The organism is Micromonospora sp. NPDC049044, from assembly GCF_040649215.1.
Classification (GTDB): domain Bacteria; phylum Actinomycetota; class Actinomycetes; order Mycobacteriales; family Micromonosporaceae; genus Micromonospora.
The window spans coordinates 85,967-106,082 of the sequence record NZ_JBEZFA010000023.1 but is presented as its reverse complement, the minus strand read 5'-3'; the positions used below and the strand labels follow the sequence as shown (position 1 = coordinate 106,082).

The 20,116-nt window shown below is 71.8% G+C and carries 19 protein-coding genes; 11 read left to right on the top strand and 8 right to left on the bottom strand.

Translation table 11 applies throughout. The features are described from left to right. Positions 1-23 precede the first annotated feature (23 nt). Positions 24-1,292, bottom strand: coding sequence for a cellulose-binding domain-containing protein (locus AB0B85_RS20235; RefSeq protein WP_357409404.1), 1,269 nt, complete (start codon positions 1,290-1,292; stop codon positions 24-26). 455 nt (positions 1,293-1,747) lie between these two features. On the opposite strand from AB0B85_RS20235, the gene AB0B85_RS20230 reads away from it, so the two are divergent. Then, entirely contained in the window at positions 1,748-3,718 is a 1,971-nt protein-coding gene (locus AB0B85_RS20230) for a translation factor GTPase family protein (protein WP_357409402.1), read from the top strand. Positions 3,719-3,727: 9 nt separating this feature from the next. On the opposite strand, the gene AB0B85_RS20225 is transcribed toward AB0B85_RS20230, so the two are convergent. Beyond that, positions 3,728-4,756 (bottom strand): GlxA family transcriptional regulator, encoded by a 1,029-nt coding sequence (locus AB0B85_RS20225; protein ID WP_357409400.1) that lies wholly within the window; start codon positions 4,754-4,756, stop codon positions 3,728-3,730. A 241-nt stretch (positions 4,757-4,997) separates the two neighbouring features. On the opposite strand from AB0B85_RS20225, the gene AB0B85_RS20220 reads away from it, so the two are divergent. The 7 genes from AB0B85_RS20220 (at position 4,998) to AB0B85_RS20190 (ending at position 11,587) form a co-directional block, all read left to right on the top strand. Further along, positions 4,998-5,636: an HD domain-containing protein gene (locus tag AB0B85_RS20220; RefSeq protein ID WP_357409398.1), complete on the top strand. Its 639-nt coding sequence runs from the start codon at positions 4,998-5,000 to the stop codon at positions 5,634-5,636. Positions 5,637-5,683: 47 nt separating this feature from the next. Next, entirely contained in the window at positions 5,684-6,622 is a 939-nt protein-coding gene (locus tag AB0B85_RS20215) for an NADP-dependent oxidoreductase (protein WP_357409396.1), read from the top strand. Between the two features lie 63 nt (positions 6,623-6,685). Then, positions 6,686-7,987, top strand: coding sequence for a nucleotide disphospho-sugar-binding domain-containing protein (locus AB0B85_RS20210; RefSeq protein WP_357409394.1), 1,302 nt, complete (start codon positions 6,686-6,688; stop codon positions 7,985-7,987). 119 nt (positions 7,988-8,106) lie between these two features. Beyond that, positions 8,107-8,991: a fructosamine kinase family protein gene (locus AB0B85_RS20205; protein WP_357409391.1), complete on the top strand. Its 885-nt coding sequence runs from the start codon at positions 8,107-8,109 to the stop codon at positions 8,989-8,991. A 25-nt stretch (positions 8,992-9,016) separates the two neighbouring features. Continuing rightward, positions 9,017-10,273 carry an MFS transporter gene (locus AB0B85_RS20200; RefSeq protein WP_357409389.1) on the top strand — a complete coding sequence of 419 codons (1,257 nt, stop codon included), beginning with the start codon at positions 9,017-9,019 and terminating at the stop codon, positions 10,271-10,273. 123 nt (positions 10,274-10,396) lie between these two features. Further along, positions 10,397-10,648 carry a transcriptional regulator gene (locus AB0B85_RS20195; protein ID WP_357409387.1) on the top strand — a complete coding sequence of 84 codons (252 nt, stop codon included), beginning with the start codon at positions 10,397-10,399 and terminating at the stop codon, positions 10,646-10,648. An 84-nt stretch (positions 10,649-10,732) separates the two neighbouring features. Further along, on the top strand, positions 10,733-11,587 hold the full coding sequence (locus AB0B85_RS20190; RefSeq protein ID WP_357409385.1) for a DUF4253 domain-containing protein: 855 nt from the start codon (positions 10,733-10,735) through the stop codon (positions 11,585-11,587). 72 nt (positions 11,588-11,659) lie between these two features. Here the strand turns inward: AB0B85_RS20190 and AB0B85_RS20185 are convergent, their stop codons facing one another. Continuing rightward, entirely contained in the window at positions 11,660-12,697 is a 1,038-nt protein-coding gene (locus AB0B85_RS20185; RefSeq protein ID WP_357409383.1) for a serine hydrolase, read from the bottom strand. Positions 12,698-12,777: 80 nt separating this feature from the next. On the opposite strand from AB0B85_RS20185, the gene AB0B85_RS20180 reads away from it, so the two are divergent. After that, on the top strand, positions 12,778-13,356 hold the full coding sequence (locus AB0B85_RS20180) for a hypothetical protein (RefSeq protein ID WP_357409381.1): 579 nt from the start codon (positions 12,778-12,780) through the stop codon (positions 13,354-13,356). On the opposite strand, the gene AB0B85_RS20175 is transcribed toward AB0B85_RS20180, so the two are convergent. The 4 genes from AB0B85_RS20175 to AB0B85_RS20160 all read right to left on the bottom strand — a co-directional run bounded on the left by AB0B85_RS20175 (position 13,344) and on the right by AB0B85_RS20160 (position 17,270). Next, the gene (locus AB0B85_RS20175; RefSeq protein WP_357409378.1) at positions 13,344-14,843 is read right to left on the bottom strand and encodes an FAD-dependent monooxygenase; all 1,500 of its coding nucleotides are present in this window, start codon (positions 14,841-14,843) and stop codon (positions 13,344-13,346) included. The genes AB0B85_RS20180 and AB0B85_RS20175 overlap by 13 nt on opposite strands. 118 nt (positions 14,844-14,961) lie before the next feature. After that, positions 14,962-15,582 carry a TetR family transcriptional regulator gene (locus tag AB0B85_RS20170; protein ID WP_357409376.1) on the bottom strand — a complete coding sequence of 207 codons (621 nt, stop codon included), beginning with the start codon at positions 15,580-15,582 and terminating at the stop codon, positions 14,962-14,964. A gap of 228 nt (positions 15,583-15,810) precedes the next feature. Further along, positions 15,811-16,068 carry a hypothetical protein gene (locus AB0B85_RS20165; RefSeq protein ID WP_357409374.1) on the bottom strand — a complete coding sequence of 86 codons (258 nt, stop codon included), beginning with the start codon at positions 16,066-16,068 and terminating at the stop codon, positions 15,811-15,813. A 278-nt stretch (positions 16,069-16,346) separates the two neighbouring features. After that, positions 16,347-17,270, bottom strand: a complete 924-nt coding sequence (locus AB0B85_RS20160) for an oxidoreductase (RefSeq protein WP_357409372.1) — start codon at positions 17,268-17,270, stop codon at positions 16,347-16,349. Between the two features lie 111 nt (positions 17,271-17,381). Here AB0B85_RS20160 and AB0B85_RS20155 point away from each other — a divergent pair, with 111 nt between their 5' ends. After that, positions 17,382-17,810: a MerR family transcriptional regulator gene (locus AB0B85_RS20155; protein ID WP_357409370.1), complete on the top strand. Its 429-nt coding sequence runs from the start codon at positions 17,382-17,384 to the stop codon at positions 17,808-17,810. A 132-nt stretch (positions 17,811-17,942) separates the two neighbouring features. Here the strand turns inward: AB0B85_RS20155 and AB0B85_RS20150 are convergent, their stop codons facing one another. Further along, positions 17,943-19,178, bottom strand: coding sequence for an MFS transporter (locus tag AB0B85_RS20150; RefSeq protein WP_357409368.1), 1,236 nt, complete (start codon positions 19,176-19,178; stop codon positions 17,943-17,945). Between the two features lie 132 nt (positions 19,179-19,310). Between AB0B85_RS20150 and AB0B85_RS20145 the strand changes: the two genes are divergently transcribed. Next, positions 19,311-20,060, top strand: coding sequence for a phosphotransferase (locus AB0B85_RS20145; protein ID WP_357409366.1), 750 nt, complete (start codon positions 19,311-19,313; stop codon positions 20,058-20,060). The last annotated feature ends 56 nt before the right edge of the window (positions 20,061-20,116 follow it).

Genomic DNA, 20,116 nt, shown 5'->3' with positions numbered 1-20,116 from the left:
CGACACCCGCACCGGACGGAGGTTCAGCAGCCGATCCGGCTGGACCCGACCGCGACGTCGTCGTACCACAGGGTGTCGGCCCCGCCGCCGTAGCTCTCCCAGCCCAGCTTGAGATCGGTGAGCTGGGGCCGCCAGGTCCGGTTGTACCACTGGCCGTCGATGTCGTGCGTTGGTACGCCGTCCGCGGTGAGCCCGGAGATGGAGTTGCCGTCCAGCCAGGTACGGAGCTGACCGGCCGAGCCGTCCACCATGAACTCCAGGCAGGCCCACCGGTTGGTGGGTAGCGGAACGCTCTGCGCCACCCCCGCCGGGCTCTGCTCGGGCAGTGTCGCGTCGTCGGAGGCGCGGTTCCACTGCAGGGCGCCGTTCTGACCGCCGATCCGCAGGTCCTTGTTGCCGTCGGCGGCGTCGGTCATCGCCATCATCGTGGTGTGCTCGGTGGGCTGGGCGGTGGTGTGCCGCACCCAGATCCGGCCGTAGCGGACACTGCCCACGCTGCCCAGGTTCTTGGTGGACCTGATGAAGACGTGGTTGCAGTAGCCGGCCGCGCCGTTGATCCGGACCGCCCGGCTGCCGCTGTGCGTGGTGGCCGTGTCGATGGTGGCCGTGCCGGCACCGGAGCAGTCCGGGTTCACCACGGTCCAGTCGCCGGATGGCGTCGAGCCGTTCTGGTTCTCGAAGCCGTCGCAGAGCACCGCCCCGGCGCACCCGGTCGGCGGCGGGGTCGTCGGCGGCGGCGTGGTCGGGGGAGGCGTCGTCGGCGGCGGGGTCGTCGGCGGCGGCGTGGTGGGCGGGGGCGTCGTCGGCGGCGGAGTGGTCGGCGGCGGCGTCGTCGGCACCATCGTGGTGGGCCCGCCGGTCGGGGTTGGCCCGGTGCCGTTGCACGGTACGCCGTTCAGGCTGAACCCGGTCGGCGCGCCGCCGCTGGAGCCGTACGTGCCCTGGACGCCGAACTCGGTGACCCCGGCGGCCGGGATGCTGCCGTTGTACGACATGTTGCGGGCGGTCACCGTCGAGCCGGATTGGCTGACGGTGGCGTTCCAGCCGTTCGTGATGCGTTCGTCCCCGCCGTACGTCCAGGTGACTGTCCAACTGGAGACGGCGGTGTCGCCCGGGGACACCTTCACGCTGGCGGTGAAGCCGCCGGGCCACTGGTTGGGCGTGTAGTCGACCCGGCAGCCCTGGGCGGCCGCGGCGGGGCTGGTGAGCAGGGCCGTTCCGGTAGCGGTCACGGCGGCCAGTGCGGCGACTATCGCCAGGGTCGGGCCGGGGCGGGCGCGGAGAATCGTCATGAGAGGTCCTTCTGCCATCGAGCGGGAGGGTGGCGGCGCGGCGACGCGCGTCCGGAACGGGACGCAACGCGCCAACGCGCCCTGGTTGCGGCGCGGACGCGCCACAAACGGCTGGTCGGTGCGTACGACCGCGGTGCCCGGCTCGGGATGGACCTGTCAGTCGCCGACGGCCCGGTCACCCGGGACCTCGGCGGCGCCCACCGTCAATCTATTGACGTGAAGCGATGTAATCAAGCGTCACCCGGCCGGTGGAATCACACCAGGTGACGGCCGGCCGGGGCGTTATTCGGTGGACCGGCCGGCTTCGGCCGTGCCAGCGTGGGCCCAACCGGGACCCGGGCCACAGTCGGTCCGGCGGCACGACGGGACACTACCGACCGACGGGAGCACGGCGATGCGCGGCCTCGAAACCTTCCCGCCCATCCGGACGCGAGCTTTCGAGGACCCGTCAGCCCATGCAGACCATCAATCTCGGCATCGTCGCCCATGTCGACGCCGGTAAGACCAGCCTGACCGAACGGCTGCTGCACGCCACCGGCGTCATCGACCGGCTCGGCAGCGTCGACGCGGGCACCACCCAGACCGACCGCGGCGACATCGAGCGCCGTCGGGGCATCACCATCCGCAGCGCCGTGGCCGCGTTCGGGTTACCCGGCCGCCAGGTCAACCTGCTCGACACCCCCGGGCACAGCGACTTCGTGGCCGAGGTCGAACGCGCGCTCGGGGTGCTCGACGCGGCGATCCTGGTGCTGTCGGCCGTCGAGGGAGTGCAACCACACAGCCGGCGGATCATGCGGATCCTGCTGTCGCTCCGGCTACCCACGCTGATCTTCGTGAACAAGATCGACCGGACCGGCGCCCGCGCCGACGAGCTGGTCGCGGACGTACGCCGACTGCTCACCCCGGCCGTCGCCCCGCTGGGCACTGTCCACGCGCCCGGCACTCCCGAGGCCACCTTTCGGCGCTACGACCACAGCGGCACCGGCCAGCTCGCCGAGGCCCTCGCCGAGCACGACGACGAGCTGCTGGCCGCCCTGGTGAACGACCTGCCGCCGGACCCGGATCGGATCGACAGGGCGCTTCGGGTCCAGGTGGCGGCCGGGCAGCTCCACCCGCTGCTGTTCGGCTCGGCGCTGTCCGGAGCCGGCGTACCGGAGCTGCTCGACGCCATCGCGGCCCTGCTCCCGGCGTCGCCGCCGGCCGAGCCCGAGCCGCGGGCCCGGGTCTTCGCCATCGAACGCGACCCCGCCGGCGAGCGGGTGGCGTACCTGCGGTCGTACGGTGGGCAGCTCGGGGCGCGCCAGCGGGTCGTCGCGTACCGCCGGGGGCCGGACGGCAGGATCACCGCGACCCGCGCCCGGATCACCCGACTCGACGTGATCGGCGTCGCCACCGACCACGCCGCGCCGGCCGGGCGGGACCATCCGCCGGCCGCACTGACCGCCGGGCACATCGCCCGGGTCGCCGGCCTGACCGGGGTACGCCTCGGCGACCAGCTCGGCAGCCCGGCCGGGCTCGACGGGCGGTCGTACTTCCCCCCGCCGACCCTGGAGGCGGTGGTGCGCCCCCGCGATCCGGCCCGGACGCTGGCGCTGCACGCCGCGCTGCTGGACATCGCGGACACCGATCCGTTCATCCGGACCCGGGTGGCCCCGGACGGCGGCACGAGCGTGCTGCTCTACGGCGAGGTGCAGCGCGAGGTGCTGGCCGCCACGCTGGCCGAGGCGTACGGGATCGAGGCCGAGTTCGGGTCGGGCCGACTCATGCACGTCGAGCGGCCCGTCGGCACCGGTACGGCGGTGGAGATCATCGGGCACGGCTTCTTCGGCACTGTCGGGTTCCGGGTCGAGCCCGGCCTCGGGGTGGACTACCGGCTGGGGGTCGAACTCGGCTCGCTGCCGTTGTCGTTCCACAGGGCCATCGAGGAGGCCACCCGCGCCGCTCTCGACCAGGGTCGCCACGGCTGGCCGGTCACCGACATCCGGGTCACCCTCACCCACAGCGGCTACTGGTCGCCGATCACCACTGCCGGGCACTTCCGGGACCTGACGCCGTACGTCCTCATGCGGGCGCTCGCCGAGGCCGGCACCCGGGTCTTCGAGCCGTGCCGACGGTTCGAGGCGGAGGTACCCGCCGACCGGCTCGGCGCTGTCACGTCGTACCTGGGGCAGCTCGGCGCCCAGATCGACGGCACCGACGAGAGCACCGCCGGCTGGCGGATCGGCGGGCTGCTGCCGGCGCGACTCGAACCGCAGGCGCAGCGGCGGCTGCCGGACCTGTCCGGCGGGGACGGGCTGTGGTCGTCCGCGCCCGGCGGCGACCGCCTGGTGGCCGGCGACCCCCCGTGCCGGCCCCGCACCGACGGGAACCCGTTCGACCGGGTGGAGTATCTGCGCTTCCTCGCCCAACCCCGCAACCGGTGCTGAGGTCCGGCTCTACCGGTGCGGTCCACCCGGCTCGCGGGCGCGGCGAGCCGTACTGAACCGCCGCTGGTAGGCGGCGGGCGTGATCGACAGCTTGTGGGCGAAGACCCGTCGCATGCTCTCGTAGCTGGGGAACCCGGCGAGCGTCGCGGCCTGCGTCGCGGTGTGACCCTGGTCGAGCAGCGCCCGAGCCAGGTCGAATCGGATCTTCTCCACATAGCGAGCCGGTGTGGTGGACAGCTCGTCGTGGAAGAGCCGGGTGAGGTGCCGGGTGCTCACGTTCAGGTGTTTCGCGAGTTCGGCGAGCGAGTGGTCGCCACGGGGGTCCGCCGTCACCAGGTCGGTGATTCGGCGCAGCGCCGGCGACCGGGGCGGCGGCCCCTGCAACGGCGCCGAGAACTGGGACTGGCCGCCCGCCCGCTGCATGTACACCACCAGGACGCGGGCGACGTCCCGCGTCAGGTCGGGCCCGTGGTCCTCTTCGACGAGCGCGAGCGCCAGGTCGATGCCGGCCGTCACGCCGGCCGAGGTGTACGTGGTGCCGTCACGAACGTAGATCGCGTCGGGCTCGACCCGGCAGGTCGGACACCTGACGGCGAGCTCGTGCGCGACCCGCCAGTGCGTGGTCGCCCGCTTGCCGTCGAGAATGCCGGCGGCGGCGAGGACGAACGCCCCGGTGCAGATCGACGCGACCCGGCCGGCCACGGCCGCCGGTATCCGGGCGGCGTCGGCCAGGTCGGCGGGGACGTGCGCACGCGGATAATGATCGGACCCGGCCACCAGCAGCGTGTCGATGGCATGCCCCGGGGAGACGGCACCGTCGACCGCCATCCGGATCCCGAGACTCGACGTGACGTCCGCACCGGTCGGCGACAGCAGCACGATCCGGTAGTCCGCCCCGAACCGGTTCGCCTCCTTGAACACCTCCGCCGGGCCGGCGACGTCAAGCAACGTCACCCCGTCGTAGACGAGGATCGCGACGCGATGGGAGCCCCGACGGTCGCGACCGCCATCGGGCCGGCGGACCGCAGGAATGGACACCGCTTATTGGTATCACCCCATTACCTGTGCTCCCGCTCACGTGCCGACTGCCGGGTGACGAACTTCCGCGATCGTCGGCGAATGGCGGGCGAGATGGTGTGTGATGGAGCGCATATCCGCGATCCCTGACCGTCCGGATATGAGTGGTTCCTGGCCGGCGGAAGGCGGCAGCGTACGACGATCGGAAGGCAGCATGGCGATCGTCAACCGCTACCGACACCGTCCGGAAAGGCAAGCGACCATGCCAGAGGTCATCGCGGGGCTGGAGATTCCTGAGACCGCAGCGGTCGCCGAAGCGACCAGGCACATCCAGGAGACGACCAGGCCGCTCATTTACCACCACTCCCGCCGCGTCTATCTCTTCGGCCTGCTGCACGCGCAGCGGCTTGGCGTGACGCCGGACCCGGAGTTGCTCTATCTGGCGGCGATCTTCCACGATTCCGGCCTGCTGACCCCCTTTTCCGACGTCGAGCAGCGCTTCGAGATCGATGGCGCCGACCACGCCCGTAAGTTCCTCCGGGACCGGGGTTTCTCGACGAGCGCCACCGAGACCGTCTGGACGGCGATCGCGCTGCACACCACGCCGGGCGTCCCCGACCGGATGGGTCCGGAGATCGCGACCACCTACCTCGGCGTCCTGACCGACGTGCTCGGCCTCGGCCTGAGCGGAATCCAGCACGATCAGCTGAACGAGATCCTCGCCGTGCACCCACGGGGTGACTTCAAGGACGGGTTCCTACGAGCCCACCTCGACGGGCTGAAGAACCGCCCCGACACCACGAACGGCACTGTGAACTCCGACATCCTCGAACACTTCATCCCCGGCTTCCAGCGGGTGACAACTGTCGAGCGCATCGTCGGATCCCCTTGGCCGAGCTGAGCTGTCGAGCCGAGACGACGAACATTCCTGGAAGGAAGGTATCGAGCATGCGAGCGATCACCATAAGCGACCGAACCGTGGGTGTCAGCGGGCTCACCCTTACCGACATGCCGTACCCGCACGCCGCGGAGAACGACGTCATCGTGCGCGTACACGCGGCCGGCTTCACCCCCGGAGAACTCGACTGGCCGGCGACGTGGTCCGATCGCGCCGGCCGGGACCGGACCCCCACCATCCCCGGGCACGAACTGTCCGGTGTCGTGGCCGAACTCGGCTACGGCACCACCGGGCTCACCGTGGGCCAGCGGGTGTTCGGGCTTACCGACTGGGCCCGCAACGGCTCCCTGGCCGAGTACACCGCTGTGGAGGCTCGCAACCTCGCCCCGCTCCCGGCCGGCATCGACCACACCGTGGCCGCGGCGCTGCCCATCTCCGGACTGACCGCGTGGCAGGGGCTCTTCGATCACGCCCATCTCACGACTGGCCAGCGCGTCCTCATCCACGGCGCGGCGGGTGGCGTCGGCTCGATCGCCGTCCAACTCGCCCGCGAGGTGGGCGCCCACGTGATCGGGACCGGCCGGGCCGACGACCGCGCCGTCGTGCTCGCCCTCGGCGCGCAGACCTTCGTCGACCTGAACGCCGACGACCTGCGGCAGGTCGGCGAGGTGGACGTGGTGCTCGATGTCATCGGCGGCGACGTCCTCGATCGCTCTACCGAACTGGTGCGTCCGGGCGGCACCCTCGTCACCATCGCCGCGCCGCCCACCATCCAGCCGACGAACGGACGAGCGATCTTCTTCGTCGTCGAGCCCGATCGCGCGCGGCTGACCGATCTCGCCCAGCGCCTCCGCAACGGGCACCTCAAGCCCATCGTCGGCGCGGTACGGCCGCTCTCCGAAACGGCCGCCGCGTTCGCCCCCGACCGCCGCACACCCGGCAAGACGATCATCCAGCTCGTGGACGACCAAGAGACGCGGCAGTCGTGACCCGTACCCGACTGGTGCCGGCGTGCTGATCGCCGGCCCGGCCGCACAGATCAGGAGACGCAGATGGCCAAGGTGATCGTCGGTGCGACCCCCTTCGAGGGGCACGTCGGCCCGGTCCTCACGGTAGTGGCGGACCTGGTACGGCGGGGCCACGACGTGGTCGTCTACACCGGGTCGCGGTTCGAGGCACGCGCGCTGGGGACCGGGGCGCGATTCCAGCCGTTGCCGCCGGAAGCCGACCTGGACGACCGGAGGCTGGATTCGCTCTTCCCGCTGCGGGCCACCCTGCCACCAGGGCCGGCCCAGTTGTCGTTCGACTTCGAGACGTTCTTCCTGGGCCAGCTACCCGCGCAGGTGCGGGGTCTGCGGGCGCTCCTGGCGAGGTTCCCCGCAGACGTGGTGGTGGGTGAGCTCGGATTCTGGTCGATACCGGTACTCAGCCTCGCCGCGCCGCCGCGGGAGCGCCCGACGCTCGTGACGCTGGGCTCCGTGCCCCTGCTGATCCAGAGCGCGGACACACCCCCGTTCGGCGCCGGGTTACCGCCGACCCCGGGCGAGGAGGCGCGCGCCCGCAACCGAGCGATGAACGCCGAGGTGCGCCAGCTCTTCGCCGAGCTACAGAGCTTCGGTGCGGCGACGCTCGCCTCGTTGGGTGTGCCGATACCCGACTACCTCTTCGACGTGCCGTTCCGGCACACGGACCACTACCTGCAACTGACAGTGCCCAGCTTCGAGTACCCCCGCGCCGACCTCCCGGAGCACCTGCGCTTCGTCGGGACGCTTCCACCTCCGGCCAGCCGCACCTACGCGGAGCCGGCGTGGTGGCCCGAGCTGTCGGCCGACCAGCCGGTGGTGGTCGTCACGCAGGGGACGGTCGCCAACACCGATCTGACCGAGCTGGTCGTCCCCACGGTGCGTGCCCTCGCCGACCTCGACGTCCTCGTGGTGGCCGCCACCGCACGCCCGGACGGGCCCGAGCTGGTCCGCCGGGCCCTGATCGACGTGCCGGACAACGTGCGGCTGGCCGGGTACGTGCCGTTCGACAGGCTGCTCCCGCACGCCGACGCGCTTGTCACAAACGGTGGATACGGCGGGGTGCAGACCGCCCTGTACCACGGGGTGCCGCTTGTGGTCGCCGCTGCCAGCGAGGACAAGCCGGAGGTGGCGGCCCGCGTCGAGTGGAGCGGCACCGGTGTCAACCTGCATACCGGCCGGCCCAGCCCCACCGAGGTGCGCGCCGCGGTGCGGACGGTGCTGAGCGACCCCGGCTACCGCGCCCAGGCCGTCATCATGGCCAAGGAGATCGGTCAGCACCAACCGTTCGACACGATCGCCGAGATCATCGACGCGTCGACAATCCGCTGATTACCGGCCGGGGTGCGGGACCGCTCGGGGTGCGGCGGACGCCACCACCGCACCGGCGGTGGTTCGCCGCCCCCTAGACTCGGTTGATCAAGCACGCCGACCATGAGGAGTGCGTCCCGATGCGCGCGACGACGATCCTGCTGGAGCGCCTCCTCGCGGCCGGGATGGGCGAGGTCGACGGGGTGGCACCGGTGGCCGGCGGTGCTGCCGCGGTAGCGGGCATCGCCACCCGCCGGGATGGGCCGCCGGTGTTCGTCAAGGCTTTCGCCGACGGGCCGGCCGACGACGGGGTCTTCGTGGCCGAAGCCGAGGGGTTGACCGCACTGCGTGAACTCGGCGGCGTCCCGACGCCCGAGGTGCTCCGGGCGGACCGTGGACTGCTCGTGCTGTCGGTGCTGCACCCGAGGCCGCCCAGCGAGATCTTCTGGGAACGGCTCGCGCACCTGCTCGCCGCCATGCACCTGAACACGACCCATCCTCGTTTCGGTTGGCACCACGACAACTGGCTGGGCCGCCGCCGCCAGGTCAACACGTGGCATGACAACGGCCACGCATTCTTCGCGGAGCACCGACTGCTCCGGTGGCTCGGAGAGCCCCGGGTGGAGGCGGCACTCGACGCCGAGGACCGGGCGGCGCTGGAGCGACTCTGTGACCGGCTGCCCGACCTGCTGCCGGACCGGCCGGCGTGCCTGACGCACGGCGACCTGTGGACCGAGAACATCCTGGCCACCGCGGACGGCCGGCCGGCGCTCATCGACCCGGCGGTGTCCTACATGTGGGCCGAGGTCGACCTCGCCCACGTGTGGTCCACCTCGCCCCCGCCCGAGGCGCGACGGTTCTTCGACGTCTACGCGGACCTGACCTCGCTCGACGACGACTGGCCGGCCCGGCTCCCGATCGTCCAGCTGCGCCAGCACCTCGCCGTGCTGGCGCAGTTCGACGACGACTGGGGTGCGGCCGACCAGATCCGGGCCGTGCTCGCCCCGTTCCGGCCGCGATCCTGACCCCCGCCCCTCGACTACGGTGACCATGATTGGGGGGGCCATGACGCCGGAGGTGTCGCCGCGACGGGCCAAAGCAGTGCTCGTCGCCCTGTCCCTCGCCGCGTTCGCGTTCATCACCACCGAGTTGCTGCCCGTCGGCCTGCTGACCCACATGGCACTCGATCTCGACCGGTCCCGCTCCGAGGTGGGCCTGCTGGTCAGCGGGTACGCCGTGGTGGTCGTCCTGGCGTCCGTGCCGTTGACCCGGCTGACCCAGCGGATCCCCCGACGGCACCTGCTCGGCGGCACGATGCTCCTGTTCGCCGCCGCGAACGCCACCGCCGCGCTGGCGTCCACGTACACCGTGCTGGCCGGCTCCCGACTCGCCACCGCCCTCGCCCAGGCCCTGTTCTGGTCCGTCGCCACGGCGACCGTGACCGGGCCCTTCCCGGTCGCGGTCCGTGGCCGGGTGGTGGCGCTGTTCGCGACCGGGGCGGCGCTCGCCCCGGTGCTCGGCGTACCCCTGGGCACCTGGCTTGGGCAGCAGGCCGGTTGGCGGGCGGCGTTCGCGGTGCTGGCCGGGGTCGGTGTGGTCATCGCCGCCGCGGTGCTCGTCTTCCTGCCCGGCTATCCCCCGGCCGCTGGCGGCGCCGCCCGGGGGACCGCACCGGACGGACGGCGCTTCACCCTGCTGCTGGTCGCGACCGCCCTCGGCATCGGCGGCTTCATGACCCTGCAGACCTACCTCACACCGTTCCTGCTCGACGTCAGCGGCTTCGCCGACGCGGTGTTGGCGCCGCTGCTGTTCGCCGCCGGTGCAGCCGGTGTCGTCGGCACGCTGGCCGTGGCCCGGACGCTCGACACCCGGCCGACCGCCTCGCTGCTGACGCCGTTGAGCATCGGCACGGCCTCGCTGTTCGGCCTGTACGCGCTCGGCGCGCTCCAGCCCGGTACTGTCGCGTTCGTCGCCGGGATCGGCCTGGCATACGCGACGTTCGGCTCCGCCGTTCAGAGCCGGATGCTGCAACTGGCCCCGGGCAGCACCGACATCGCGTCAGCCGGGGTCAGCACCGCCTTCAACGCCGGCATCGCCGGCGGTTCACTGCTCGGCGGTGTCCTCCTGGCCAACTCGGGGGCACGCCCGTTGGCCCTCGTCGGCGGGCTGCTGACGCTTCTCGCGCTCACGCTTCTCGCCCTGGACGCGTGGCGGGGCCCCACCCGGCCGGTGCGAAGCGACGACCGTTCCTCCGCGGCCTCGCGGCCGGGCACCCCCGACCGGGACGGAAACGCCGTGTCGCGGTAGGTCCGTCACCTCGTCGCGACGCCTGCCCTGCCTGGTCGGTCGCTCCGCGAGCTCCGGCCTGGCCCAATCCCCGCACCGTCCCGGCCGGGCGACGACCATGCCGGTTGCCCCTATCGTCGGGACATGCCTCAGGAGACCCTCGAAACCGTCAGTCGCTACCGTGTGATCACCGCGGCGGCGGTCCTCCAGCAACAGGTCGATCTACGCGCCTACCCGCACCGGCACCTTGCCGTGGTCGTCTACGCCGTCGGCAGGGACACCATGGCTCAGGCGCTCGCCGCCGCCGACCTGCTCAGTCACCAGGGGTGGGAGCTGATCAACGTAACGCCGGTGGGGAGCAGCAACGCGTTGCACGTGTTCCTGCGCCGCAGGTGAGGTGAGCAGGCCCCCTGGCTCGCGGTCGCCGAGCGGGACGCCAGGGGGCACCCCCTGACGCCAGCAACCCGGGATACTTCCGGCGTGCGCAACGACCTCGACCAGATCGCCGCGGCATTCGCCGATACCCCACTTGCCGGTCTGCCGATCGGGCACGGCCCGTCCGGCACCGTCCTCGTCGCCGACCTCGACCCCGGGCACCTGCGGGAGGCCTGGCAGGCCGCCGACAGGCTGGCGCCGGTCACCGGCCGCCTGCCCGTGTTGGTAAGCGACGACTTCGACGAGTCGATGGGCATTCGGTCCGAGCCCGAGCCGGGCCCGTCGACGGCGGAGTTACGCGCATTCGTCGAGGCGGCGCGGTCTTCCGAACCCTGGCTGGGCTTCCGCCACTACAGCGAGGACCAGGTGGTCGACGAGGGCCAGCTCGACTACCACGCCCGGGGCGCGGCCGGCGTCGACCTGTCGGCGCTGGTGTCGGAGGTGGCACTGCCGACCCCGGTCCCCACGCTGGGGCGGACCCTGTACGAGCGGCTGCTCGCCGACACCGACCTGCACGCCCGGGTCCTGGACAGCGTGCGGTTGGTGACCCAGTTCGACTACTGGTACACCCCGGACAGCACGCTGCTCATGTTGCTGCCCACCGAGGATGTCCGCGCTTCGGCGTACTGGGTGGACTTCAACGGTGCGCTCGTCCCGGATGACCAGGAGCGGCTCGCCGAGGTGCTGGCGCAGTGGCGGCAGCGGTGGGATGCCCGTCTGGTCGCGTCGTGGGGCACCATGCTCCAGTTCCAGGTGGGTCGTCGCCCGACGCCGGGTGACGAGGCGTGGGCCGCGGCCGGCCAACTCAAGGCGCTCGCCCCGAACCTTGAGCTCAGCCGGTGGGAGGTCGCCGTCGCCCTGCCCGCCGGAGACGCCTGGTTCGTCCACAACCGCCCCTGACCAGGTGGTGCGCGGCGCATCCATTTCCTCGCCCACAGCCACCGATCCGGTCGCGGCCCCGGACCCCGGCACTCAGCCGGTGGGGTTCGTGACGGTACGAGAAATGGCGCGGATCAGATCGAGCGGTTCTTCGGTCCAGTGGGAGGCGAGGACGAGTTCACGGGCCGGATCGACCCACAGCAGGTGCCGTCCGCCGTTGCCGCGCGCGCTACGGCCGGTCGTCGGCGCACCGGGCCACGGCACCTGCTCATCGTTGAGCCACCACAGGTAGCCGTATTCCGGTTTGACCGGACACGGGGTCCACGACTGGGTGACCCATTCGGCGCTCAGCAGTCGGGTTCCCGCACAGGTCCCCTGGTTGAGGAAGAGTTGCCCGATCAGGGCCAGGTCGCGGGCCGGGACGAACAGACCCCCACCCCAGTGCGCGCCGCCGGAGACCACCTCGACCGAGTGGCCGTCGACGTCGGCTTTGCTCGTTCGGTACCCGTGCCACGACCACTGGTCAGAGGCGCCCATCGGGTCCATCACCCGCTCGCGCAGCACGTCCGGCAGCGGTCTGCGCAACAGCAGCGTCAGTGCGTACGCGAGCAGGTTCATCCGCACGTCGTTGTATGCCCACCCCTCCCCCGGCGGCGTGCCGTGCGACTCGGTCCCCTCGCGGAAACTCTGCGCGTCGACGCTCGTCGGCTTGCCCCACAACTCACCCTCCCACTGGCTCGACTGCTGCAGCAGATGACGCCAGGTGATCCGCTCGTTGTGCGGCCCGTGGAACTCGGGGATGTCGACGACCTGGTGCACCGGTTGGTCTGGCACCAACAGTCCGTCGTCGAAGGCCAGACCAGCCACGACCGACACGACCGACTTGGTGACGCTGAATGCCATCTCCGGGACGTCCGGGTCACCCCAGGCCGCGACCTCCCGATCCCCGACCCGTACCACACCGCTGGCGGCGCTGGCGGCGAGCAGTGGTCCGACCACCTCTCGGTGACTTGTGTCGGAGACCTGGGCCGCCAGGTAGGTCTCGATGTCGGCGGCAGCACTGGTCCAGTGGGCACCGAACTCCCGGACGATCCGCTGCAGACGCTGCTGGTCCACTGACAAACCACTCATGCCAGGAAGTGTCCACCACACGCTGTCACCGGAGCAGCCGCGGGTTTCGCCGACTGCCGCTTCCGGGTAGCGGATGGTTCATGAACCGCAATCTCGTCAAGGCGCTCCAGGTTGCCTGGGAGCTGCCGGAGTTCCACAGCGGATTGCGCCACCTGATCGATCTCGACGAGGTGGCGGTGCTGCTGGCCACGCTGTCCGTCGCGGATCATGACCGCGAGGTCGAGCGCAGCCTGGTGAGCCTGCTGCGGTCCGCCCTGGACACGACCGAGATTCGGGAGGCCGTGCTGCTGCTGCTTGAGCAGGACGAGGTACGCCGGCCGGTCGTCGCGGCGGCGGTGGAGCCGCTTGCGGACCGGCCGGGTCAGGCTGCCGCCATCGCCGCGGCGGCCGAGGATCCCGCGGTACGGCGTGAGGTGCGAGCCGTACTGAACAACACCAGGGTGCGCGAGCTGATCTGGCAGGCGATCGACAACCAGGTGAGCGACAACCGGATCGGCCTGATCCGCCAGGTGGCGGTGCTGTTTGTGCGGCATCCGAGCGTGCGGCGGCTCGGGTGGGCCGTGCGCCGGCACGGGGTGTGGCGCGAACTACGTCGCGGATCCGGATCCGCGGCTGTCCACGCCGCTGGCGACGGGCCGCCGGCCGCTCATCTCGGCTGACCGAAGTGGTGGGTGAGCGAGACGCGCAACGTGTCGGCGTCCCCGGCGGACCAGGCGACGAAGCAGTCGGGGCGTACGAGCAACGCGGTGGCGGTGGTGCCCTCCAGCGGGCCGGTGACCACCTCGACCCGGTCGCACCACGGCGCGGCGACCTCGGCGTAGGTGCCAGTGGAGTCCAGCAGCAGCGGCCGGGCGGCGCGGGTCAGTTCGGCCAGACGCACCGGGCCGTGGTCACCGTGCACAACCACGTCGGGGGCGCAGCGGCCGGCCAACGGGTCAGCGGGGTCGGCCGGGTAGCGGACGTCCGCGCCGGACATCAGCGCCGCGATGTGCCCGGTCACCTCCGGCTTGGCCAGCAGTTCGGCGAAGAGCTGCCGCAGGCCGGTGATCTCCGCGCCGGGGCTGATCAGCGCCGACTGCGCCTGGGTGGACATGACGACCCGTTCCGCCACGGGGCGACGCTCACTCTCGTACGTGTCGAGCAGGCCCTGCGGTGCCCAGCCACGCACCGTGGCGGCGAGTTTCCATCCCAGGTTGGCGGCGTCCGGTAGGCCCAGGTTGAGGCCGGGGCCGCCGATCGCGGGGTGCACGTGCGCGGCGTCGCCGACCAGCAACACACGGTCGGCACGGTAGCGGGTGGCGATGCGGGTGTTGCCTGCGGTCAGCCGCCGCAGCAGGCCGGGGCCGTCCGGCGCGTCGAGCGGAACGTCGGCGCCGAGCACCCGGGCGACGCTGGCGCGCAACTCCGCGAGGCTCATCGGGGTCTCGTCGCTCGTCGGCACGTCGGGCCACTCCGTCGCGCTCAGGATCGCCGGCCGGCCGGGGAACGGGGCCCAGGCGATCAGGCCACGCTCGGTGCGGGTGTGCTGGAACGGCGGGACGACGCCGTAGCCGGGGACGCGCAGACCGCCGGTCTCGGGATCGAGGAATGACGCGGGGACGGTCACGGTGGCGGTGCGGGACACCGACCGGTCGTTCGTGACGCCGGGGAAGTCGATACCGGCGAGGCGGCGCACCACGCTGCGTCCGCCGTCGGCGCCGACGAGGAAGCGACAGCTGAGCCGCGTACCGTCGGCAAGGCCGACCTCGACCGCGTCGGGGCGTTGGCGCAGGTCGACGACCTCGTGGCCGCGGCGCAGGTCGACGCCGAGTTCGACGGCCCGGTCGGCGAGGGCGGCTTCGAGCTGGGCTTGCGGCACGCCGAGCACGTAGTGCGGGTTCTCCGCGAGCATCGTGAGGTCAAGCGGGAACGCGCCGAAGGTGAATGCTGGTTGAGGGGTCGGCGGGGTGCTCTCGCCGCTGAGCCGCTCGTAGAGGCCGCGCCGGTCGAGGAGGCGGACGACCTGGCCGACGAGGCCGTTGGCGCGGGGCTCGCCGGTGGGCGTGACGTGACGTTCGAGGACGACGGGGCGGACGCCGGCGAGGGCGAGTTCGCAGGCGAGCATGAGGCCGTTGGGACCGGCTCCGACGATGATGACATCGATCACGATCGTGATCCTTTCGGGGCGTGCGTCATCGCCACGGCAGGCGCGGCACACGGCCGGCCCGCCGCGGGGTACGCGGCTGAGGAAGTGGATCAGGCGGTGCGGGAGCTGAGGCGGAGCGTCAGCGAGGCGGTGCCGGAAGGCCGGCGGCGAGCTGGGTGAAGGCGTCGGTGATGAGGCGCTCGATCGGGGTGGGCGGGTCGGGGCTGTCGAGGTAGTGCTGCATGGCGACGGCGACTGCGGCGCTGGCGGCGGCCGCGACGAGCCTCGGGTACATGTCGGTGGCGAGGTCGGTGCCGGTGCGCTCGGCGACCGCCGCGGCCAACTCGGCCTCGGCGATCGCGACGGCGCGCAGTCGCTCGCCCTGCAGTGCGGGCTCAGCGAGCATGGTGCGGACGCCGGCCACCCACTGGGCGTGCGCGGGCGATGGCATCGCCTCGACCTCGGGGCCCCGGGTGAACTGCTCGAGCGCGGCCTGGGTGAGCGCGGCCCAGAGCGGCTCGCCGACGGGACGTTCGCGCAGCGCGGCGGCGGTGCGCAGACTGCGGTCGAGATGGCGGGAGGCGATCGCCTCTGCCTTGCTGGAGAAGTAGTTGTTGAAGGTGCGCGGGGACACCCCGGCCGCCGCGGCGATGTCCTCCACGCGGACGTTGTCGTAGCCGTGCTCCGCGGTGAGGTGGATCGCGGCCCAGCCGAGCGCCGCCCGCGTCTCGGCCTTCTTGCGCTCCCGCAGCCCTGTCATGCCACCACGCTAGCACTACTTGCGTCCGACGCAAATATGCGCGCCCCGCAAAAATATCCCTGCCGGCTCAGCGGTCCGGGTCCGACCGAGCGGTGTCGCGCATCTGGTGCCGCTCGGCGGGGCGGCGCGGACAGTGCGGACGCACGTCGCGGACCCGGCCAACCACGACCAGGTCCGCGCTCAGGCAGCACGTGTACGCGAACCGGGCGCTCGCGGCCCGGTCAGGCGCTAGTAGGTGAAGGTCCAGAGGAAGTAGAAGCCGGGGGCGCTGGGGCCGTACTGGCGGTACTCGCAGTAGTACCAGCTCCACTGCCCGGTCCGGGCGCCCTCACTGCCGTAGCTGTTGCAGAACTGGCCGTCGTAGTAGACCCCGCGCAACGTGCCGCCCTGCGGGTCCGCCGCAGCCGGCGTGGCGCCGATCCCGACCAGCCCACCCAGTGCGAGTGCCACCGCCGCCACCACTGTCGCCCATCTGCGTCCGCGCATGAAGTCTCCTCCCACAACAGTCCGCGGCGCACCGACGCTCCCCATCGAGCCAGGGCCGGGACATCGACGTTCGTGAAAGTAAGGCTGGCATGGACATGCGTGGATAGATTCCCGTCAACGGCCGGCGCTACCGCGATGATCCGCCAGCGTGGTCTCCGTCGAACGGGCATCCACAGTGACCACGCGGAGTCAGCTCGGGACGGGCCACCGCGGGTGCGGCGGCGGTGATCCGACCACGCACACGCGAAGCTGGCGTTGCCCGGAGGCCGCGCTGCCGGTCAGGTCCGGTCGATGAGGTCGAGGCCGGTCAGGTCGGCCGAGAGTGCCCAGAGCCGGGCCGCCGCACCGCTGTCCCCCGGGCTGCCGTCGGTGACCTGGCAGTCCGCGCAGTAGTCGCCGCCGTACCCGTCGAGGTCACGCGAGGTGGCGGCCCAGACCTGGGTCGCCGCGCCCTGCTCGACGGTCTTGAACAGGCCCGGCGCCGGAGTTCCGTCGGCGTCGATCCAGCCGGCGGCGACCATCTCCTCGACCGCGAGGTGTCGTTGCAACGGGGTTTGGATGTAGCCCGGATTGACGGAGAAGGCGCGCACCCGGTGCGGCCTGCCGAGCAGGTCGAGGTGGCGGGCGAACAGGATGTTCGCGAGCTTGGACTGGGCGTAGGCCGCCCATTTGTCGTAGCCGCGCTCGAAGTGCACGTCGTCCCAGCGGATCCGCCACGAGGGGTCGCGCCCGGAGGCGACCGAGACGACCCGAGCATTTCCGGCGGCGGTGAGCGCCGGCCACAGCAGGTTCGTCAGCGCGTGGTGGCCAAGGTGGTTGATCGCGAACTGCGCCTCCCAGCCGGGGCCTACCCGGGTCTCCGGGCAGGCCATCACCCCGGCGCCGGCGACCAGGATGTCGAGGACGGAATGACAGCGGAGGAACCGTTCGGCGAACGCCTGGACGGAGGCGAGGTCGGCGAGGTCGACCTGGTCGACCTCGACCCCGGCCACGTCGGCGAGCGCCCGCTGAGCCGTTTCCGGCCGCCGAGCGGGGACGACGACCCGAGCCCCGGCCCGGGCGAGCGCCCGGGTGGTGGCAAGGCCGAGGCCGGAGTAGCCGCCCGTGACGACTGCGGTCCTGCCGGTGAGGTCGACTCCGGCGAGGACGTCGCCGGTGGTGCTGTGGGCGCCGAACACGGCGCGGGTCGGGTCGCTGGTCATGTCGCCCGACGCTAGGTGCTGGACCGCGGTCTAGGTCAACGGCCACGGGCCACGGCCACGGGCTACGGGCCACGGGCCACGGGCTACGGGCTACGGGCTACGGTCGGCACTGTGTCGGACGGAGACCTGAGCATCGGGCAGGTGGCGCAGCGCACCGGGCTGAGCGTGCACGCCCTGCGGCTCTACGAGCGTAGGGGCCTGTTGGCCAGCGAGGTGCGGCGCGACGGATCGGGCCGGCGGGTCTACAGCGCCTGGGACGTCGAATGGTTGACGAACTGCGTGAAGTTCCGGGCCTCCGGGATGCCCCTCACCACGATCAGCCAGCTGGCCCGACTCGTCCGCGAGGGCAGCGGCAACGAGGCCGAACGGCTTCAGCTGCTCCGCGAACACCAGCGCCGCATCACCGCGCAGCTCGCGCAGCTGAGCGACTGCCTCGACCTCGTCAACGACAAGGTGGCAAGCTACGAAGAACACCTCGCCGCCGGCGCGACCGGCGATCCCTGGCAGCAGACCCGGCCCGGGGCGCCTACGGAACTGTGAGGAACCCAGCGCCGAGGCCCAGCACGGCACCGGCCGTCCCCTCGCCGCTCCCCACGAGCCCGAACAACAGACCGAGCCCGGTCAAGCTCAGCATGTCCCAGGCCAGCGCGCCGCGGCCAGGTCACCTGCGTCTCACCCTCTGCTCGCGGCCTGTTCGGTAGGTAGCTCGACGTCGGCGACGGGGGCCGAGTTCCGCTCTGTCGAGATGATCCACTTCGTTCGCGTCAGGCCGAGGGCAGCCACCGCGAGTACGGGTGGCAGCAGGAACGGGGCGCGGTGTCCGAACTGCTCCACGAGCATGCCGGCGAGTGACTGACCAACGGCCGTGCCGATGGGCCCGGCGGCGCAGACGATGGTCATCGTTGTCGCGATTCGGGTGGGCGCCAGTCGCTCGGTGAGGGCGTAGATGCTGATCAGGTGTGGCGCGACAGCGAACCCCGCCACCAGGACGACCACCACGAGTGGCAGCGGCCCGCCCCCGGCGGGCAGCAGGATCATGGCGATGAGCAGCCCGAGAGCGGAGAGCCGATAGCGGGTCCGCAAGGGCACCCGCGGTGGGAGCCAGGCGTAGCCGATGCCGGCCACGGCGCTACCGACGCCGAGTGCGGCGTACAGCATCCCGCCGGCGGCGGGGTTGTCCGCTGCGGTGGCGTACGCCGTCACACCTACCTGAACGCTGCCGAAGACGGCGCCCATGATCGCCATGGCGGCACACAACGCGGCCACCCCGGCTCTGGGCAGTGGCGCTGTCGACGTCCGCGCCGGCGTCGGTTCGGGCGCGGTTTCGTACAGCATCGCCAGGGGCACCGCAGCGGCGAGGAGGAGCACGATGCAGGCAGTCAGTGGCGCACCGGCCGGGACCGGCGCCGAGGCCGCAGCAACAGTCCCGACGACGGCGGGCCCGGCGATGAAACTCGCTTCGTCCGCAGCGGCCTCGTACGCCAGCGCGGTGGTGACCAGACCTGGCCGCGCAGGCCGCGACCTCGCCAGATAGGACCAGTGAACGCGGATCAGGGGACCTACCTGCGGTTGGGTCGCGCCGACGAGGACAGCCGCAGCGAAGAGCACGTGACGGTCAGCGAGGGTGGCGGCCAGGAGACCGGTCAGGGCGATGGCGTTCGCGATGGCCATGAACAGGCCAAGCCGACGGATGCTGGTGCGATCCGCGAGCCGTCCGACGACGATGCCACCCGCGCCGATGGCGAGGCTCTGCGCCGCGGCGGCCGCCCCGGCGAAGGCGTAGCTGCCCGTGCTCTGCTGCAACAGCAGCAGCGTGGCCAGGGGTGTCATCGCGTACGGCAGCCGCGCGACGAACCCGATGGGAAAGACGGCGAAGCGGGTAGCGCGGGCAAGATCTCGGTACGACACGGCGTTCTCCTCGCATGACGAAGAGACGCGCCTACCCAGCCACCGGACGCGTGCACATCCCGATTCCACGCGCAGATTACCAGCGCGGCCCTGCGAACAGCCCCGCCGGACGTCTCGGGGCAAGATCTCGGGGTGAGCAACCGCGAAGAAGTGTTGAAAGGCAACGTCACCACCGGGGTCGTACGGGTCGGCGACACTGTTCGTCGGCCGGTCGGACCCTGGACGGAGACAGTCGATCTGCTGCTCGGGCATCTGCATGCAGTGGGATTCACTTCGTGCCCTCGTCCGCTGGGCCGGGACGAGCGGGGCAGGCAGGTGCTCGAATACGTGCCCGGCGAGATGGGTGCGGAGTCCGGCACGTACTCCATGGTGGAACTGCGCTCGATTGGCCAGATGCTGGCGCGGCTGCATGCGGCGCTGGCCAGCTTCGTACCGCCGGCCGGCGCCACCTGGAACCAGGTCATCCCGCCCGACCGGAACGAGATGATCTGCCACAACGACGTGGCGCCCTGGAACCTGGTCAGGTCAGCTCAGGGCTGGGTGCTGATCGACTGGGACGGGGCCGCGCCGGGCTCGCGACTGTGGGACCTCGCGTACGCCGCCCAGAGCATGGCCGGCCTCCGCGCGGACCGGCTGGTGCCGCAGTCCGTGGCACGGCTGCGGGCGTTCGTTGACGGCTACGGTCTCGATGAGGCCTCCCGTCCGGCGCTGGCCGCCATGTTGGGGCGTCGCGCCAGAGCAATGTACGACCTGCTGCGGGCGGGCGCCCGGCAACAGCGCCAGCCCTGGGCCAGGATCTGGACCGAGGACGGTCCCTACTGGCTGGCGACCGCCGACTACCTCGACGTCCACCGCGAAGAATGGTGTGCCGGGCTGCGCTGACCAGGGCGAATATCCGCCGGGCCGTGGGCGTCCACGACGTTCACCTTCCCCGGTCG

What these genes read in the sequence shown, in the direction of transcription:
- AB0B85_RS20235 (WP_357409404.1), bottom strand. Translation starts at nt 1,292, where the DNA reads ATGACGATTCTCCGCGCCCGCCCCGGCCCGACCCTGGCGATAGTCGCC.
- AB0B85_RS20230 (WP_357409402.1), top strand. Translation starts at nt 1,748, where the DNA reads ATGCAGACCATCAATCTCGGCATCGTCGCCCATGTCGACGCCGGTAAG.
- AB0B85_RS20220 (WP_357409398.1), top strand. Translation starts at nt 4,998, where the DNA reads ATGCCAGAGGTCATCGCGGGGCTGGAGATTCCTGAGACCGCAGCGGTC.
- AB0B85_RS20215 (WP_357409396.1), top strand. Translation starts at nt 5,684, where the DNA reads ATGCGAGCGATCACCATAAGCGACCGAACCGTGGGTGTCAGCGGGCTC.
- AB0B85_RS20210 (WP_357409394.1), top strand. Translation starts at nt 6,686, where the DNA reads ATGGCCAAGGTGATCGTCGGTGCGACCCCCTTCGAGGGGCACGTCGGC.
- AB0B85_RS20205 (WP_357409391.1), top strand. Translation starts at nt 8,107, where the DNA reads ATGCGCGCGACGACGATCCTGCTGGAGCGCCTCCTCGCGGCCGGGATG.
- AB0B85_RS20200 (WP_357409389.1), top strand. Translation starts at nt 9,017, where the DNA reads ATGATTGGGGGGGCCATGACGCCGGAGGTGTCGCCGCGACGGGCCAAA.
- AB0B85_RS20195 (WP_357409387.1), top strand. Translation starts at nt 10,397, where the DNA reads ATGCCTCAGGAGACCCTCGAAACCGTCAGTCGCTACCGTGTGATCACC.
- AB0B85_RS20185 (WP_357409383.1), bottom strand. Translation starts at nt 12,697, where the DNA reads ATGAGTGGTTTGTCAGTGGACCAGCAGCGTCTGCAGCGGATCGTCCGG.
- AB0B85_RS20180 (WP_357409381.1), top strand. Translation starts at nt 12,778, where the DNA reads ATGAACCGCAATCTCGTCAAGGCGCTCCAGGTTGCCTGGGAGCTGCCG.
- AB0B85_RS20170 (WP_357409376.1), bottom strand. Translation starts at nt 15,582, where the DNA reads ATGACAGGGCTGCGGGAGCGCAAGAAGGCCGAGACGCGGGCGGCGCTC.
- AB0B85_RS20165 (WP_357409374.1), bottom strand. Translation starts at nt 16,068, where the DNA reads ATGCGCGGACGCAGATGGGCGACAGTGGTGGCGGCGGTGGCACTCGCA.
- AB0B85_RS20160 (WP_357409372.1), bottom strand. Translation starts at nt 17,270, where the DNA reads ATGACCAGCGACCCGACCCGCGCCGTGTTCGGCGCCCACAGCACCACC.